Origin of the sequence: Microcoleus sp. AT3-D2 (assembly GCF_036705715.1) — a bacterium.
GTDB lineage: Bacteria > Cyanobacteriota > Cyanobacteriia > Cyanobacteriales > Microcoleaceae > Microcoleus.
In genome coordinates this window covers 20,102-39,162 of record NZ_JAUBVE010000039.1, presented here as the reverse complement: position 1 = coordinate 39,162, position 19,061 = coordinate 20,102, and the positions used below count along the sequence as shown (strand labels likewise).

11 protein-coding genes are annotated in these 19,061 nt (G+C 45.7%); 2 read left to right on the top strand and 9 right to left on the bottom strand.

The genetic code is table 11. From position 1 onward, the window contains the following. Positions 1-557 precede the first annotated feature (557 nt). From QUB44_RS17250 to QUB44_RS17220, 7 genes are all read right to left on the bottom strand, one after another. Entirely contained in the window at positions 558-1,838 is a 1,281-nt protein-coding gene (locus QUB44_RS17250; RefSeq protein ID WP_333369568.1) for a glycosyltransferase family 4 protein, read from the bottom strand. Positions 1,839-1,933: 95 nt separating this feature from the next. Further along, entirely contained in the window at positions 1,934-2,662 is a 729-nt protein-coding gene (locus tag QUB44_RS17245; RefSeq protein ID WP_333369567.1) for a class I SAM-dependent methyltransferase, read from the bottom strand. Positions 2,663-2,800: 138 nt separating this feature from the next. Beyond that, complete coding sequence (locus QUB44_RS17240; protein ID WP_333369566.1) at positions 2,801-8,137, bottom strand: glycosyltransferase; 5,337 nt, start codon at positions 8,135-8,137, stop codon at positions 2,801-2,803. Between the two features lie 42 nt (positions 8,138-8,179). Next, on the bottom strand, positions 8,180-9,700 hold the full coding sequence (locus QUB44_RS17235; protein WP_333369565.1) for a methyltransferase: 1,521 nt from the start codon (positions 9,698-9,700) through the stop codon (positions 8,180-8,182). A gap of 15 nt (positions 9,701-9,715) precedes the next feature. Then, entirely contained in the window at positions 9,716-11,128 is a 1,413-nt protein-coding gene (locus QUB44_RS17230) for an ABC transporter ATP-binding protein (RefSeq protein WP_333369564.1), read from the bottom strand. Between the two features lie 134 nt (positions 11,129-11,262). Beyond that, positions 11,263-12,114 carry an ABC transporter permease gene (locus QUB44_RS17225; RefSeq protein WP_333369563.1) on the bottom strand — a complete coding sequence of 284 codons (852 nt, stop codon included), beginning with the start codon at positions 12,112-12,114 and terminating at the stop codon, positions 11,263-11,265. Positions 12,115-12,295: 181 nt separating this feature from the next. After that, the gene (locus tag QUB44_RS17220; protein ID WP_333369562.1) at positions 12,296-12,835 is read right to left on the bottom strand and encodes a hypothetical protein; all 540 of its coding nucleotides are present in this window, start codon (positions 12,833-12,835) and stop codon (positions 12,296-12,298) included. A gap of 71 nt (positions 12,836-12,906) precedes the next feature. Between QUB44_RS17220 and ruvB the strand changes: the two genes are divergently transcribed. Beyond that, the gene (gene ruvB, locus QUB44_RS17215) at positions 12,907-14,010 is read left to right on the top strand and encodes a Holliday junction branch migration DNA helicase RuvB (RefSeq protein ID WP_333369561.1); all 1,104 of its coding nucleotides are present in this window, start codon (positions 12,907-12,909) and stop codon (positions 14,008-14,010) included. A gap of 135 nt (positions 14,011-14,145) precedes the next feature. On the opposite strand, the gene QUB44_RS17210 is transcribed toward ruvB, so the two are convergent. After that, complete coding sequence (locus QUB44_RS17210) at positions 14,146-15,477, bottom strand: TAXI family TRAP transporter solute-binding subunit (RefSeq protein WP_333369560.1); 1,332 nt, start codon at positions 15,475-15,477, stop codon at positions 14,146-14,148. 164 nt (positions 15,478-15,641) lie between these two features. On the opposite strand from QUB44_RS17210, the gene recN reads away from it, so the two are divergent. Further along, positions 15,642-17,396: a DNA repair protein RecN gene (recN, locus tag QUB44_RS17205; RefSeq protein ID WP_333369559.1), complete on the top strand. Its 1,755-nt coding sequence runs from the start codon at positions 15,642-15,644 to the stop codon at positions 17,394-17,396. A 385-nt stretch (positions 17,397-17,781) separates the two neighbouring features. Here recN and QUB44_RS17200 read toward each other — a convergent pair whose 3' ends face one another. Next, entirely contained in the window at positions 17,782-19,044 is a 1,263-nt protein-coding gene (locus QUB44_RS17200; RefSeq protein WP_333369558.1) for a transposase, read from the bottom strand. Positions 19,045-19,061 lie beyond the last annotated feature (17 nt).

The following is a 19,061-nucleotide window of genomic DNA, read 5'->3' as shown; positions in this document are numbered from 1 at the left end:
TGGGATGGGCGTCCCGCCCGTCTATCGGGGACGGGCGGGACGCCCATCCCACAACAAACAGGAAAAGTGGATTTTATTTAATTCTCATTCCTAAGAGACGGATAGAAGCCTGCGAGAGCATCTCACTTTTGTAACCAAGCTAGAAATTGGAGTTTTGAGGCAGGATGCAAAAGGAAAGAGGCATAAGGAAGGAAGGAGAAGAAGTGTTTTTACCAATATGAGATGCTCCGTTGTTATGGCTGATTGGGACGGATTCACATTTAGGACAGTTCATACTTCCATTATGCAACGTCTGAAAATACACGGGACGGGCGGGACGCCCATTCCACAAAAAAAATCAAAATCATCCCACTATTATGCAACGCCTAAATTATTGCTCTCGAAGGTAGTTGGCGAGTAGCCTAGAAGGGATTAACGGACTGCTATCAAAATATTTAACTTGGCCACTAAAACGTCCAGATGTTCGATGTTTATCGTCTAGTTGGTGAACCCTCCTGTGCGAATACACCGCACAGGAGAGCGTGTGACCAGAGGTTTAGTCCTGAGCAACTTTATTACTAAATTCTCACTGCAAAAGATGCTGCTAATTCCCGTTCTGGTTCCATACCAACTGTAGGCGGCATGGAACGATTTGCTACTTGCTCAATTAGTTGTAAATGTTGCGGCAGCATTTTAGCTAAACTGTAGCGTTCTAGGGTGGTTTGACGGGCTTTGATGCGAATTTCTGCCATGCGGGTAGGATGGTCTAAAACTTCATCAATGCGATCGGCTACTTGTTTCGGTGAGAAGTAATCGACTAGCAAACCGTTTTCTCCGTCGCGGATAACTTCTCTGACTGGCCCTGTGTCGGAACCTATTACTAAACATCCGGTTGATAGAGATTCAATCATGGACCAAGATAGCACAAAAGGTCTGGTCAAATAAACGTGTACGTCGGATGCTTGAATTACTTTTAAATACAGTCCGTAAGGTAGAGGCCCGACAAAGTGAACTCGCGACAAATCTAGGGGGACTTTTTTGAGCATATAGTCTTTGTAAGACTCGCCGTTGGGTAAAGAACGCCCATAACAAACTCTTTCGGAACCAACGATTACGACGTGACAGTTGGGGCGGCGTTCTTGTACATAGGCGATCGACTCAATGAATTCGGGAAAACCCCGGTAAGGTTCCATTCCCCGCGATACGTAGGTGACAATTTCATCAACGCCAGACAAGTCTAAGTTAGGCAAAACCAGTTTAGCACCGGGGTCGGGTTTGAAGTAATCGGTATCTACGCCGTCGTGGAGTGTGGATAATTTTTGTTGTAATTCTGGCGGAAATTGCGATCGCTGCCAATAAGTGGGCGACAAACCCCAATCGCAAGAATATAAATCGATCAGAATCGGCGCATTTTTGATTCTAATTCTGGCCATATCGTCAACTGTTAAAGGTTCCGCTGGGTCGAAATCTGCGTCGGAACCAATAGCATGATAAAACCACTCGAAATAGCACAAAAGTGGCGTATTTGGAAAAGCTTCTTTGACAAACAATGTCGGCCCCCAACCAGAATGTCCGCAGATAATATCGGGTACGAAACCGTCTGCTTTGAGTTGTTCTGCCATTCTAAATACGGCTTGTCCGTAGATGACGGCACTTTCTAAAGGGCGGACGTATTGGTGAGTCTGCGCGTGGGGTTCCCGGCTGGGGGTAAATGCTGCTTTGCGAACGCCGGGAATGTTCCACTCTGGGCGCTCGTTTTTAGTGCCGAAAACAATTTGATTTTTGGGATCTGCGCCTAAAGCCGTGATAATGTGGCGGTATTGGGCGGGGAAGTTGGGATGGAGAAATAATGCTTTCATTGTCAGTTGTCTGTTGACTGTTGACTGTTGACTGTTGACTGTTGACTGTTGTTAGTTGAAATAAAATATTTTGAGTCGGCTAAAAAGCTTTGGTTTTATTCATTGGGTGTTGGTGCTTTGCAGATCCAGACGCAATCTCGCGGTACTGAAGATGTATTTTTCAGGATGATTTGATAGTTTAAATGGTTGAGAAATTTTTCCATAATTGTATCAGTCATAACTGAAAATGCTGTGCCGTCTCTGTGCCCGATCAAGTTTTTTTCCCACTCGCTGGCGAATTTTTGCCACCCTAATTCGCTAAAAATATTGGTGTGGTGAAACACGCAAATTCGATCGCCCCGCAGCAGTTTGGGAATTCGAGTCAGGTAGTTGAATATATCTACAGGCTCTACGTGTACCATTGTATCGTAACAAAAGCAGACATCGGCTGAACCTGGGGCGATGCCGTCTAATGTTAAACCGTCGAGTTTGACGTAAGAAACGCGATCGTCTCCCAAACGCGATCGTGCCGCTTGCAGCATTTGACTGGAAATGTCGGCACAAATTAGTCGATCGCAATATTTCAGCAGCAGCGAACCGGTTTTTCCGCCTCCGATACCAATTTCTAAAACCGTATGTTCTTTTTTGATATACGGTGCAATAAATTGCTGTTCTATTAGCGCTTCGTATTCGGCTAAGGAGTTAGCGGCACCGGCAGCTTTACCTATCCATTCGTCGCCAATGTGGGCAAGTTCGGCATTAGTTTTTTGCCACTGTTGGGCATAACTGTCCCAGGCTTTTTCATAATCTACTCTTGGGCGATCGGTCATTTTATCATCGTTCATTTTTGATTATTTTATAGTATTGATGGCTCAATTTCCAATATGTTCCGCAATTCTTGGCAAATTATATTAAATCCTGCCAAAAGTTTAGGAGGTGAGTTACTACCCTTCACTGGCGGGGACGCTGGCACTGTAAAATGACTAATGACGGCTGAAATATGCTTCGCAGAAAATCTCTGCATAAGCTTGAGTCATTTCCTCAAAAGTATTAAGTGAATCCAAGACATATTTAGCGTTTTCAGCCAACTGCTGCCGCAAAGATTTATCCTCCAATAAACTAATCAAAGCTGCAATTAACTCGTCTGGGCGATCGGGCGTATAAAACAAACCATTAATTCCCGGTCGCACTTGTTCTTTAATCCCAAAAACTGGCGATGTAACAATTGGCAAATCGCAGGCCATCGCCTCCAAAATCACTCTGGGAAAACTTTCGACGCGAGAAGTGCAAACAAAAATATCAGCCGCTTTGTAATATTTCCCCGTCTCCCCAGTTTCCGGGACTACTGTCACCCTTTCCTGCAACTCTGCTGGCAATTCCCCCACCAACTCGGCTAATTTATTGCTGTAAATACTAGGGCGATCACCCACAATAAAACACCTAATTTTATTGTGCCATTTGTCAGGTAAAAGTGAAAGTGCCTTAACTAAATCCTGCTGGCCTTTGCGTTCGCATACCGTTCCCAGCAGCAGAATTACCACTTCTTCCGCTGCAACATCTAAAGTTTTTCTAGCCAATTCAGAGTTATCCGAATTCTCCATTTTGCTCAAATCTAAGCCGTTGTGAATCACCGTAAAATTTTGGTGGCTGTTGAGAGGCAAATATCTGTCCCGAGTGGCATCTGCCACAAAAATAACTTTGTAAGGAAAGCGAAAACACTCTAAAGCTCTCGCCGCAATCTCCGAACCAAACCTGTTAAAATAAGTTTGCCAAGGTTCGCTTTCGTGCACGTTCCACACTGTAGGAATTCCGATTTGCCGCGCCGCATCAACTACAAAAAAGTTTTCTAAAGTATTGGCATAAATTACATCTACTTTTAAATTTGCAATTTCTGTGCTAAAACTGCGGATTGCTTCATCATAAGCATCGCGCTGATAGATGTGTTCGAGAGGATTGTCGCGCACAATTACTTCAATTCCCTGCTGTTCGTAAGCTTGACGCAGTGGCCCCTCTGTTACGCAAAGTACGATCGGCTTAATCACGCCTTCAGTCGCCAATTTCACAGCGATTTCGTACTGATGTAGTGGCGCCCCCGTAAAATCCAGCGAATTGCTGCACATCAAAACTCTGATAGGATTTCCAAAATTATTTAGTGATATCAAAGAACCACAATCACCAAAATTTAGTTCTTCCTTCTCGCGTGCATCCGTTACCAAATCTGTTGCCGAACCCTCTTCCTTCATATAAACCCGTCGAGGTTGAATATGAAAATACTCATCTTCTAAAGACAAATGAGGACTGTAAAAACTGTCATTTTTGCCCGCATACTTACGTCTAAAAGCCGCCACTTCTTGAGGATTGTCGGTAAAACCCCTAGAAGTTCCCTCTTTGTGCAATAACTCCGCATCGGGACAATATACGCACCGATAACCCTGTTCTAACAGGCGATATCCGTAATCTGCATCATTGTAAGCAACAGCAAAATTTTCCTCATCAAAACCGCCCAATTCTAAGAACAATTGACGTGGAGTAATCGTGCAAGCCGCTGTTACCGCAGAGTAATTTCGCGTTACCATCGCTTGAGAAAGATAGCCTCGATTTTCGCTGTTCATCAGTTTAAAAGCGTGACCCGCCAAACCGTGATGAAGACCGTGAATTATGCCCGCGTGCTGAATTCTGCCGTCGGGATATAACAGCCGCGCGCCGACTGCACCCACAGCGGGAATTTGAGCGTATCCCACCATTTGACTCAGCCAGCGCGGGTTAATTACTTCAGTATCGTTGTTCAAAAACAACACATATTCGCTGTCAGCTTGTTCGGCAGCGCGGTTGTTAATGGCTGCAAAACTAAACTTGCCCCCAGGATTTTTTATATGCAAAACTTTGCACTTTAATTCCTTTAAGTATTCCAGAGTTTTAGGGTCGTCGCTTTCGTTGTCAATAACGGCAACTTGATAATTTTTGTATGTTGTAGTTTCTAGAGAATCCAGACAAGCTTTCAGCAACTTTAGCTGATTTTTAGTAGGAATAATTACCGTTACTGATGGGCCGTTATCCGGGAAATCCTGGGCAAATATGCCCAGATTTTCTTTGATCGCCCATGCGTGCTGAGCGACATTGCCGTTAATTTTGCGGCGGTTTAGTGCGTCTTGAATGGCTTTTTGACCTGCGGCAAAACTGGCGGGTTTTGCTGCCCCAGATATGGCTGTAGAACCGGGTGCAGTTCGCCAGTGATACAGCACTAGCGGCAGGTGCGCGACGTGGCGAGAAATTTCGGTTGCTCTCAAGGCAAAATCGTAATCTTGCGAGCCTTCAAAACCTATCCGCAAACCGCCTATTTCTTCAAAAATGGGTCTTCTGACAGCGCACAAATGACCGAGATACATATAGGAAAGCAGCAGTTCCGGCGACCATTCTGGTTTGAATTGCGGGGCAAATCGGCGACCTTTGGTGTCGATTTTGTCGTCGTCGGAATAGAGAAAATCGGTGGCTGGATGCGTGGCAAAATATAGGGCGACTTCGCCTAATGCGTCGGGAGTGAGTTCGTCGTCGTTGTCTAAAAACAGGATGATGTCGCCTGTTGCGAGGGCGGCGGCGCTGTTGGTTGCTGCGCTGATGTTGCCGTTTTCTGTACGAAATGTGATGCGGATACGATCGTCCTTTTGAACCCAGCTTTTCAAAGTGTCAGCGACAGTGAAATCGGTGCTGCAATCATCGGCAATGCAGAGTTCCCAGTTTGGATAAACTTGATTGATTACGCTGTCGATCGCACTTTCGAGAAAATCTATCTGTGGGTTGTAAACTGGCATTACTACCGAAATTTTTGGCAGCGGTTCCCGGCAGGATTTTAACCGAGAAATCAAGTAATCGCGCGCGCGATCGTTCCATTGATTCACCTCCAGCCATGCGTCATATCTATCAATGGGTTGAGGCACCACAAAACCCGCAGGTGGCAGTAAATCTCCCGGCGCAGTAAACTGTTTTTGCTGCCGATAAATCTTCCCCAACTGGCGGATCACTTTCACAATTTCCCAGGGCAGGGGCAAAATCCTACCAAGACGCTGTTTTCTTTCCCTCGCCCGCTGCTGAATTGCGGCTGTAAACCTTGATAACTCCTCAAACTTATCTGCACTTCGCTGCCAGATATGGTAGCGCCGCACTGTCAATATTTTAGGCGCTTGAAAAGACAAAATTTCCCCGGTTTCTAACTCAGCTTGCAGAGAAACGTGCCATTCGCCAGGAGGCAAATCGACAAGGGCCTCAAAACCGCTTTCCGAACTGTTAACCCAGTCGGGAAACACTTCGCCGACATCTTTTCGCCGTAAACCGTAGGCGCATTCTACAGAAGTATCGCCGCACAACAAGCTTAATTTAGCAATTTTGCGATCGTGGTGGCAGCACCAACCTGCAAATAAAATTTGACCCTGACGCTGTTCCCACACCACCGGTACATCTAACGATGCTTGAATCGTTGAAACTAACAGCGGATAAGCTGCCAACAAATGCCATTTACCTCGATCGTCTTGCGCTTCCAGTAGCACTTCGTGCCGTCCGGCAGGCGCTTCCAATTGAATTGTAAAACCTGATTTCTTCGCCTTCGGAATATTAGAGTGTGCTAGCGCTATATCACTTCTATCTATGCCGTAAACGCCTGCGAAACTCTGGTCTTTAATTCTGGCGCGGACTGCTGTAGTCTCTCTTTTTTGGTTAAAAACCCAGCCCACAATTAGCAAGTTAGAATCACAAACTTGCCAAGTAGTGGGTTGATCTAACGAAAAAATAAATTTAGGGAACAAGTCGCGGATTTTGCGCTGAACTTCCCACAACTTTTCTCTCACTTGCCACCCTATTGAAGACTTTATTATAGCAAGTTCTGCCCTAAAATTTTCATTTTCCTGACGGGAGTGTTCTAATTTTTCTTGAGTATCCTTTAATCTTTCCTGATTTTGACTTTGTGCTGTTTCTAACTGAAGTAACTCAGCTAACTTTTGCTGCAATATAAATTCAGTTTCTTCAAATTGTACCTGAGTTTGCCCTAATTCTGCTTCTAATTCTAATACTTTTGCTAAAGCTGTTTGAAATTGCGATTCTTTGCCTGCAAGCTGTACCTGAGTTTGTCCTAATTCTGTTTCTAATCCGAGGAGCTTTGCTAACGCTTCTTGAAATTGCGATTCTTTGCCTGCAAGCTGTACCTGAGTTTCCCCTAATTCTGCTTCTAATTTTAAGACTTTTGTTAAAGCTTCTTGAAATTGGGATTCTTTGCCTGCAAGCTGTACCTGAGTTTGTCCTAATTCTGTTTCTAATCCGAGGAGTTTTGCTAAAGCTTCTTGAAAATTTGATTCTTTGCCTGCAAGCTGTACTTGAGTTGCTCCTAATTCTGTCTCTAATCCCAACACTTTCGCCTGGGCCTGGTGAAATTGTTCTTGCCACTGTTTGAGTTCTGAAGAGCTAGTTTTTTGCTGTTTTTCCAGCAAGCGGATTTTTAGCCAATCTTCAAATGGCCAGATTGGAGATGCTGGGAAATGAATAACTTGATCGATCTCACCTTTCGATTCGCTGCTGAGATTCCCAGCTTTGGTTTCCAAAAGTTCATATAGTTCTAATGCTTGGGGAAAATATTTTTCTATTAAACTCGGTCTGTGACTTTTGACAATATCGTTGACTAATAAAGATTCTTCAAAATTGTCGCCCGGTATCGCACCTAAGTTAACATTAAAATTTTCGTTGACTCGATCGAGGAAAAGTTCAGGAGTGTTGCCGATGGGGTAAACGTTGGCTAGGAGACAGCGATGGGGGAAACGTTCGTAAAGTTCTAAAACTTTTTGATTGTAGTGAATCCACATTTTTACTGCCATTTCGGGATTTTGCAGCAAGCTGACATCGGTTCCCCGGCGGTAAAGAGAATCGACTACTTCCCAGGGCGATCGATAAACACAGATAAAATTAGCTTCGGGGAGTAAAGTTAGCCAAAAATCCCAAAAAAGGGCTGTTCGGGGGTCTTTCCAACCCCAATGTTTGTGAGGAAGTTGATTTTGGTCGATCGCCCTTTTGGCGATTTCCACGTATTCTGCTGCTACCGGAATCGTTTTTTCAAACGTACATCCGAGTTCATCAATACCGTGCGATCGCAAAACACTTTTGTGAAACTCCACAAAATCAACATTCTCGAAATGACCTTTCACATTTCCGTCGGCCGGGCCCACTAACTTTTTGCCAATATCAACCCCGACTTTCTGAAACAAAGAAGCTGTTAAAGACGTACCGGAACGGTGCATTCCGGTAACAATAAAAACCGACGGTTTGCTGTCATTTGTACTCACAATTTATCTCCCTCGCCCTAATTCCCACGCCAAATTTACTCGCTACTCTCCCGCCAAGCCCAAGGATCGCCTGACTTGAAACCACGCGGTTCTCAGCTTCCAGAACTTGCTGCTTTCCATTGCCAAAACCCGACACTTCGCTTGCTCTAGTTGTTGCTTGACATTAATTAGTTGATTTTCAGTTTTCTCCAACTGCATTTGCACAGATACTAACTGATTTTGAGTTTGCTCCAATTGCATTTGAGCTGAAACTAATTGAGCTTGAGTTTCTTGCAAATTTGTTTGAGATTCTTCCAACTTTGTTTGAGTAATCATTAACTTACTTTGGCTTTGCTCCCATTCTATCCTAGCTGAGGCTAACTGAGTTTCGAGTAATTTGAGTTTTGTCTGAGTAGACCCCAACAAAGACTTCGATTGTCTTTGGTTAACCAGCGCTTTAACAGTGCAAGTTTCCAGAATCCATTCCCAACCATAGTTATTGATTGCTTTGACTATTAACACATCCTGCAGCGCCACAGTGTTTTTGGGTAAATAACAGCTCCACCCCGACTGCAAAGCCCCATCAGTTTCAAAATATCCAGCCACATCCGGGCGATCGTAAAAAGGCTCGCACCTCTGTACCACCTCCCCATTTACCAGCACTTGCAGCTCCTCAATTCGACCGTTGAGATTCACATCAGCTACCCATCCTTCTAGATACAAATTCTCCTTATTCGTAAAAGCAGCAACATCAATATATCCTTCCGGGTGATGATTGAATTTCAACTCCGAAAAATCTCTAACTAGCTCATTTGTGACAACATACAAATCCTGAAACCTGCAGATGCCTTTTTTTATGCGGTGAACAAAAGCTTTACCTCCGCTAACTCGCTCGACACATTCTCTCACAAACTTTTCAGTTACATAAGTTGTGCCGTATTCCTCCTTATCTAAAGACTGGCTTTCACTTTGAGGACTAAACAAAATACCATTAGCCGGCATTTCTGTATTGGCTAGGCGCAAACACTCATCGTGAACGCTGAACATCAAAATGCCGTTAGGAGTCAACAAATCGTACAAATTTTGCAACCAACTTGTAAAAGTCCTTTCCGGCATATGGCTGAAAAAAGAATTAGCCAGAATGCAGTCAAACTTGCGATCAATTAAATAATTTTCTGGTTTTCCAGTTGAGACAATACCGTTGACGCCCAAGTATTCAGTTTGAAACTTAACCGCGTTAGCATAAATATCAGAAACCCAAATTCGTTCCGGCGGTATTTCCTGAATCAAAAACCTAGTAAATCGACCGTAACCGCAGGCAAAATCTAGAAAAGAGGGAACATTTTCAAAACTGCCAAAATGCCATTCCACAACTTGTTTAACCGTATCCAAGATGCGATGCCCGATCGAATAATAGCGCACCAAAGCCCGATCGCGATCGTCTTTGACATTGCTCAAGCTGAACAAATACATTTCATCGTCTTCGCAGATATTCAGTTTAAAATTTTCAGGAAACTTAGTTTGATCTTGAATAAATGCTTTGATTACGGGATTTTCGACTAAATCTAAATTGATATCGTTCATTGTTTTTACAGAATTTTAGATAACCTCTGTTGACTGCTCTTTCACTAGAGTATCAGCATTAACAACAGTTAAACACGGTTCGATCAGCAAGTCAACGATGCCGTTACCGCAAGACTCTGTACAAGACTGAACTCTAAACATCGCCACATCAACGCAACGATCCAAATAAGTTAAATCTCCATCTACCGTTCCCACAACCCCAGCATTCAGAAAATAAACCCCGGGATTCAGCAAACATTTAAACTGAAACTTCACTACAATTGTCGTTCCCGCTTCCACATACCTAACTGACTGAGTAGAACCCTTCAAAGAAGCACCCGCCAATTCAAAGCCACTAATTGTTTTAATCAACATTCCAAACCTAACTTTGGAAGTTGACCGGGAGAAAGTGACAGAGTAAGTATAAATATAATCTTGACGGCCGATCAAGTGATTTACCAGATTTCCCTTCAGCGTCTCGATGTGGGGGTTGATAATTTCCGCTCCACGAGACGGATACCTTACCGTATTCGACGGTATCATCCCCGGATCGTAAAATTCCTCGTAATATTCCTGGGGTTTGGAGAGATGTTGCTCCGGTTTAACTTCCCTCTTTGTGCTTTCTAAATTAGCATCCTGAAGGTGGTCTTGACTTTCCTGTTTTGTCAGTTGGTTCAGAGCTCGAATATCTGACTTCAACCCCAGAACCTGATCTGGATCGGCATAAATCAGCTTTTGATACTTAGAAATTACCACCTTCGGCGTGTGAGCGAGCAGCAATTCACCGCTATCCATTAAAATCGCCGACGTACAAAGTTGCACCACAGAAGTAGCAGCGTGAGAAACAAATAAAATTGTTCCGCCACCTTCCTGAATGCTTTGCAAGCGGGCAAAACACTTGCGTTGAAAAGCTTCGTCGCCCACCGAAAGCGCCTCGTCAACCACCAAAATATCTGGTTCGACGCTAGTTGCAACGGCAAAAGCTAGCCTGACAAACATACCGCTAGAATAAGTTTTGACTGGCTGTTCAATGAAATCGCCAATATCAGCAAAAGCAGCTATATCGTCAAATTTTTCTTCAGTTTCTTTTTGATTGAATCCCAGTAACTGAGCGTTAAAAAATACATTTTGCCGCCCGGTAAATTCCGGGTTAAACCCGCTTCCGAGTTCCAACAAAGCGGAGACTCTGCCTCTAACATCGACGCTTCCTGTGGTAGGAGTCAGCGTCCCTACAATTATTTGCAGCAGAGTGCTTTTCCCCGAACCATTGCGGCCGACGATTCCCAGAGTTTGTCCTTGAGGGATTTCCAGATTGATGTCGTGTAGGGCCCAAAATTCGTCAGCAAGTTTTTTGCTGGGGTAAATAATTTCCTTTAAGCGGTCTCCTGGACGATCGTACCGCTTAAAGCATTTGGAAACATTTTTTAGTGAAATTACATTTTCTGTCATTGGCGGCAGTCAATCGATTTTAGATTTTAGATTTTAGATTTTAGATTGACTTGAAATCTCAAACATATTTACAGCACAATCGATTTTAGATTTTAGATTTTAGATTTTAGATTGACTGTAAATCTCCAACAAATTTACAACACGTCAGCAAAAGCGGGACGCAAACGCCGGTAAACCGCCAAACCTCCACAAAATATAGCAGCAGAAATTAGCGTGGCGACACCCCATTCGCCCCAATGCTTAACTTCTCCAAGCAGTATGAGGTCTCGATAAACCTCCGAGATGGCGGCCATTGGATTCAGCCAAAATATCCACGCTCGCCACTCTTGGGGGATGATTGATGCTGGGTAGACGATCGGCGTCAAATAAAACCAAAAATTTAGAATAACACCTAATGTCTGAGGAATGTCTCGCAAAAATACAGTCAAGCCCGCTGTCAAATATCCCAAACCAGCAGTTATCAGCAACTGAGGCACCCACACCAGCGGCAGCAAGCATAAAGTAGCGTTGAGCTTGTGCGACGACACTGCTACTATCACAATCAAAGCTGCTAAACCCAGAGAACTTTCAAGAAAAGCTGTAAAAATCGGCACCAAGGGCAGCAAACCGAGAGGAAATACCACTTTTTTCACTAAATTCGGCTGCCCCACCACCGATACTGCCGACTTGATCAAACCGCTGGTGAAGGCAGTCCAAGGCAGCAAACCTGCAAACAACCAGACTCCAAATGTAATGTCGCTGTTTTCTGGGAAGCCTGCAAGGCTGAGCTTTACCTTGAGGACGATCGAGAATACGTATGTGTAAATCACCAATTGCGATAGCTGATTCAGCAGCGGCCACAAATTGCCCAGAATCGAGCCTTTGTATTGAGCTTCCAAGTCCCGGCGCACCAATGTTGCCAGCAGATTCAGCTTCGCCCACCGCCGGGGCGTACTTGCCGGCCGCCGGCCGCCCAGCTTTCGGACCTTTTGGGCAACTCCTTTCACAGTTCTCTGCAATTTTTTCGCCCTCGTTCACTACCTTCACACCTAAATCAACTCAAGCTACAATTGTGCAGCTTTTGCTAAACCGCAATTATTCCACAGCCCCGTCGTTTTGATCAAGCATCTGCCACCCTGGCTTTGGCTTCTTCCTTCTTTCTTCTTTCCCCTTCCTTCGGAGGTTATTTTAGCCGATCGCCGATCGAACTGCCGAACCGATCGCTAGTTTTTGCTCGTCGTCGTAGCCCCACCGCTGGAAAAATTTTTCATACTCGCCATTGGCACTCTGCAAACTTTCTAGCATTTGCGACGCTATAGTTTGACAGGCTGGCATTCGCAGCATTTGAATTAAATTGCGCGATCGCTCCTGCACTCTAGCAGAATCGCCCGCCATTTCCTGCTTTTGCTGGCGCGAATGATGTACAACCATTGCCGCCGACATCGCCAAATTTTTCACCAGCAGTTCTGCTACGATCTCAGGAGCCGATCGCAGTGCCTCGACTACTCCGGGTGACGGGTGATCTGCCTCCTGTCCATCGTCCGTTAGATAGGTGACAAAAAACCCCCTAGCACCGTTCTGTGTTTTCACCAGAGATGTAACAGCTTGCTGGATGTCGGCTTGTAAAAGTCGATCGGCCTCCATGAACGACAGTAAAGATTGAGTCAGCTCGATCGCCCCCTCAAAAGTTATGCTTTCCGATGCTAATAAAGAAGATGGAATACTCATAACGAACTCAATAATTGTCAATATTCTGCCAATAATTGTAAACAATTCCCGCTGCCTGCTCGCAGATAAATATGGCTATTATCTCCTCCAAACAACAGCCCTCCGACCAAAATCTACCCGAAGACATAGCACCAGCCAGGGTTCCCCGCAAAAAAGCCGTCAAACCCCAGCCGGAATCTCTGGTAGAAGCGCAAGAGTTACCCGACGAAATCAACAGCAAACAAGACGACAAAATCCGACCCCAGCGTTTAGCTGAATACATCGGGCAAAAAGACTTGAGAGAAGTTTTGGCGATCGCAATTGCAGCAGCCAAATCTCGCGGCGAACCTATGGATCACCTGTTACTCTACGGGCCTCCAGGGTTGGGAAAAACCACAATGTCGCTAATTCTAGCAGCCGAAATGGAAGTTGAATGCAAAATCACCACCGCCCCAGCTTTAGAAAAACCGCGAGATATTGTCGGATTGTTGATCAACCTCAAAGCAGGCGACGTGCTGTTTATCGACGAAATTCACCGCTTATCTAAAGTTACAGAAGAAATCCTCTATCCGGCGATGGAAGACTGTCGGTTAGATATTACGATCGGTCAAGGCAAAAGCGCCAAAATCCGCAGCATTCCCCTCAAACCCTTTACCTTAGTAGGAGCAACCACAAAAGTTGGATCGCTGACATCTCCATTGCGCGATCGCTTCGGCTTGATCCAAAGATTGCGCTACTACGAAATAGACGAACTTAGTCTAATTGTCCAAAGAAGTGCCCAAGTTCTCGACACTCAAATCACCCCAGAAGGAGCCGCAGAAATTGCCCGCCGAGCTCGCGGAACTCCCCGGATCGCTAACCGCTTGCTGCGACGAGTTAGAGACTACAGCGAAGTCAAAAATTTAAAGCCAATTAATGCCGAAATTGCATCAGTCGCCCTAGAACTGTTCAACGTCGATCCGCTTGGTTTGGATTGGACAGATCGATGCCTTTTGACAGCAATGATCGAAAACTTTAACGGCGGCCCGGTGGGTTTAGAAACTCTCGCAGCTTCCACAGGAGAAGACACTCAAACAATTGAGGATGTATACGAACCGTACTTAATGCAAATTGGATTTTTGCAGCGAACAAGTCGGGGCAGAATTGCCACAGCCGCTGCTTGGAAACACTTAGGCTTCATCGGCTCAAAGGAGTAGAAATTGTTGAATTACGCAGCCATTCCGTTTGTAGTTGCGCTTTAGGAATTAATTTCAACTACAAACTTTGGGGCGCAAAGATCGCAACTACGAACCTCCCGGCACTCAAGCCCAAGTGCCAACGAAGAATAGAAATTAAATCTCCCGATCTTTGATAAGAGTGGCATCAGATTCTAAACTATTGGAAACAAAATGCACATTCCGCAGCATTTTTTCTCGCTCGCTTGCAATCTTAATCCCAGTTTCCCAAGTAAAAGTAAAAGAATGGAAAGATTCAGAATCAATCCGATCTTCATCCAAATCCACAATCACTTGATTAAAAATATCAAATAACTCTGCCTGCAACCGATCGATTTCTTCCAAAGCTTTCGCTTGGCGAATTTGTTTGATCAAACTTAAAATCTCCAAATTAAATTTATCAGCTCGATTTTTTTGTTTTTGCAAAAAGCGCGATCGCAACTGCCAAAGCCAAGAAGCCAAAAGAGTGCCGATGGACAAAAACAAACCGATAGCATCAGAATTAGCAGCAACAAAATCCGGCTTTTCGCGATCGTAATAAGCCTGAGCCCCCTCATGAACGGGCAAAGACAAACTCCCACTGCCTCCCGGCTGACTAATCATAGCTCCCAGCGAATTAGCAGCTACCAAGTTGCGACGGTGCTCGAACAAAATTCGCGTAATTTCCTTGACGATTATCGGATCTAGCTCCTCCCCAGCCAGCAGATTAGCCTGCACTCCAACGCTGGGTAAATCCGCATCGGGAACCGCAGGATCTGCCTTGTAAGTACCTTTAGGAATCACATCAGCTTCCAGATAAGGTACTTGAATTCTCATCGCAGCTCCTTGGTCAATCGGCACCAACTTGCCCCGGGTATTCTGCAACAAATCGCTAACAACATTGCTCCCCGGAGGTAGCACCCTAAAAATAGCATCAACCTCGCCGTTAGCAAACAACTTAGTAGCGTCATCCCAAGAGCCAGCAGTAAACTTAAAATCGCTTTCTTTCAAACCGTAATGTTTGCTAATCAACCAAAAAGAAGTATAAGAACCGCTGCCTTCAGCCATCAACGCAATATTTTTTCCCTGTAAATCAGCAACATTTTGAATGCCAGACTTTTCCGAAACAATTAAGTGAAAAACCTCCTTAAACAAAGCAGCCACTACCCTTGCAGAAGGCCCTCCCTCTGTATTGTTCTGCACGATCGCTAACTGAACCTCATTTGCCTGAAGCCGACGCATATTTTCCTCAGCACCTTGAGTCTCAATAACTCGAATTCGTAGACGCGGATTTTGTTGCGTAACTACCTCAGCAATTGCCTGCCCGAAAGGATAATAATTCCCGCTTTTCGTTCCAGTCGCCAGGGTTAATTCATGGACTCGCTGTTTGTCTTGGTGCAGATTCCACCCAAAAGCTCCAATCAAGACAACACTTAATAGAGCAATGGGAAACAGAAATTTATTTTGCATTAAGGTTGAGACTCCATCAATAATGGCAAAATCAAAAGTATTCTAATTAAAAATGAAAATTGGACTAGGGAAATTCGACGCGCCCGATAGTGGAGGAGCCAATGCCCGATGCCCGATGCCCGATGCCCAATTCCCAATTCCCAATTCCCAATTCCTAATCCCCTATGTTAATATCCCTCAGAATAGAAAACTTTGCCTTAATTGACTGCCTGGATCTAGAATTTGGCCCGAGTTTGAACGTATTTACAGGGGAAACCGGCGCTGGTAAATCGATTATCCTAGATGCGATCGATGCAGTGTTGGGCGGGAAAGTCGATCGCCGATCGATTCGCACCGGAGCAGCGCGGGCAATATTGGAAGCTACCTTTGAATTGGACAAAGCTGCAGCTTTGTGGCTGGGCGAGCAAGAAATCGAACCCATAGACGGAAATTTAGCCGTTTGCAGCCGGGAAATTAACGCATCGAGCGGTGCTCTACGCACCAGATCCCGCTTGAACGGAATTCTCGTCAACCGCCAGTTAATGGATCAACTGCGCGATCGGCTTGTGGAAATTACCGCCCAAGGCCAAACCGTCCACCTGGGACAAGAAACCCTCCAGCGAGAATGGCTCGATTTATACGGCGGCAAAAAGCTCACTGAAGCGCGATCGATCATCGCCTCCGCGTGGCTGGGAGCCAACAGCGCCAAAACCGCCCTCAAACGCAGGCGTCAGTCGGAACAGCAGCGACTGCAAAGACTTGATTTGTTAGAATACCAAGTCCGAGAACTCGGCGAAGCCCATATCGAAGACGCCGACGAACTTGAACAGCTAGAACACGAATCAATCCGGCTAGGCCACGTCGTCGAATTGCAGCAGCAAAGTTACCAAGTCCACCAAGCCCTGTACCAAAACGAGGGCGACAGCGCATCCGCCGCCGACTTGTTGAGCAAAGCCGAAGGAATTTTAAGCGACATGGCGGTTTACGATGTGCAGTTGCAACCAATCCTAGAAATGGTCAGCGATGCTTTAGCTCAAGCCACAGAAGCCAGCCGGCAAATTAGCAGCTACGGCGAACAATTAGAAGCAGATCCCGAAAGACTCGAAGAAGTAGAAGATCGGATTCGCGAACTCAAACAAATTTGTCGCAAATACGGGCCGCTCAAAGAAGCGATCGCCTACTACCAAAGCATTCAAAACGAACTAAATGAACTTTTAGAAGGAGGCGAGTCAATGGAAGCCTTAGAACTCGCATATCAGACTGCTTTAGAGCAATTAAAAGACGCTTGCAGCCACCTCACTACCCTGCGGCGCGAAGCAGCCCTCAAACTAGAAACGCACCTGGTAGGAGAACTTAAGCCGTTAGCAATGGAAAAAGTGCAATTTCAAGTCGAGATATCGCCTTGTACCCCAACCGCTACCGGTGCCGACCAAATCGCCTTTTGTTTCAGCCCGAATCCGGGTGAACCTCTGCAACCCCTGGGCGCGATCGCCTCCGGGGGAGAAATGAGCCGCTTTCTACTCGCCATCAAAGCCTGTTTTTCCCAAATAGAAAGTGCCGGTACGCTGATTTTTGACGAAATCGACGCCGGAGTCTCCGGGAGAGTCGCCGGGGCGATCGCCAAAAAACTCTACCAACTTTCCGACAAACACCAAGTTCTCTGCGTCACCCACCAGCCGCTGATCGCCGCCATGGCTGATTTTCATTTTCGCGTCAACAAACAGACGATCGAAGCAGAACCAAGTATCGAGGAACCCGCAGCCAACTCCGAACCAGTCGAACGTACAGTAGTCAGAGTTGCCGCCCTCAACAGTGAGCAGCGGCGGGAAGAACTCGCCCAACTCGCCAGTGGCCGCTCAGCAACAGAAGCCATCGCCTTCGCCGAATCCCTGCTTGTCGAAGCCGCCGGATTGCGCCAAACTCAGTCGGCCAAACCCTAAGCAGACCCTCAAGCTGATCGGGGGGTTAAAAGGCGGAGTTTTTTCAGAGTCGGAGGTTACACTAAAAATATCAACTGCAAATTTTACAAAAAAAAGCTGAAAACCCTGTGAATTTAGTGGGATGAAAGCTAAGAGCAGCAAAATAGAGAGAAATTCTCGTTAAAAACCACAATTGTGTAGAGAAGGGCACACATCACTAGCAACTGGTAGTGTCACAATTGCGGCTAGTCCCACAAGGCCACCCCTCTTTCAGCAGTCCTCCCGCCAGTACGCATTCATGTTACTGGGGGCGATCGGCTCAAAGCTCGGCAGAACATAGTTAAACCAGGCACCCACAATGTCAAAATCAGTTAATAAACCATGTGACATACTCCCGACGCTGATGCTACGCATACAGCGCGGGCTTCCCAAGATCGCTCTTGGGTATTTCTGCCCCACGCCACTTATCTAGGTCATAGACCCCCGATAGCCCGACTTGGCAGACCGTTTCCTTTCCCCAGAGTCCCTGGGTACTTATATTCTCTAGTCCACGACTCAAGACCATTTCTGCTGCTGCATGATCTCTATGTGTTTGATACCCACACTCAGGACAATGATGCTCTCTTACACTCAAGTCTTTCTTGACAGTGGCAAAACAAGCTGGACAGGTTTGGCTGGTTCCATTTGGGTTGATCTTAGCAAAGTACACCCCACGCTTCCAGCACACCCATTCCGCCAAAGAGAGAAACTGTCCAAATGCAGCATCAACACAATCTTTACGCAACATCCCTCTAGTCAACCCTTTGACATTGAGGTCTTCGGCAAAAATAGTTTGAGCTTGATCGCAGAGTTTATGAGCCGTTTTGAGGTGAAAATCCTTTCGACGGTTTGCAATTCGATTGTGCATTCTGGCAACTTCGATTTGCGCCTTCTCCCAGTTTTTAGAACGCTTCTTTTTCTTAGAGGCTGTGCGTTGCAGCAATTTCAGCTTGCTTTGCATAGACCGAAAGAACTTTGGACGTTCCTGGAATCTGCCATCCGAAGCGGTCAAGAATCGCTCCAATCCCAAGTCAATTCCAATGGCTCGACCATAAACGGGGGCATCTGGGATAGATACGCTCGATTCAATCGTGACCACGACATACCATTGTGTTCCTCGAACCTTGGACAATACCCGAACCTGCTTCACCACAAATCCATCTGGAATTGGACGGTGCAGGTTGATCCGAATCGCCCCAATCTTAGGCAGCTTGATGAAATTGCTTTCAATTGGGTTGACTTTGAATTGAGGGAACACAAACGATTTGAATTGACCAAACTTCTTGAAGCGGGGAAATCCAAGTCCACGCTTTTGAAAAGCTTCCCAAGTGTCATGCAGTCTGCGAATCGTAGTTTGCAACACCTGAGAATGAACCTCACCCAAGCGGGGAATCAACTTTTTTGCTTTGGGCAGGTTGTTTTGCTGTCGGTGATAGGACGGGAACGGCTCAGATGCACTGATAATGTATTCCCGTTCCAAAGAACACCGATCAATTATGCACTTACGTGAAGCAAGCCAGTCTTTGAGTTCGCGCAGAGCATAGTTATATACGCCTCGGCACGTCTCAGCCCATTCAAGCAGCTCAGTCTCTTGAATGGCATCTGGATAGATTCGGTAAGTGTAATTCATGGTCAACATCGCGATAT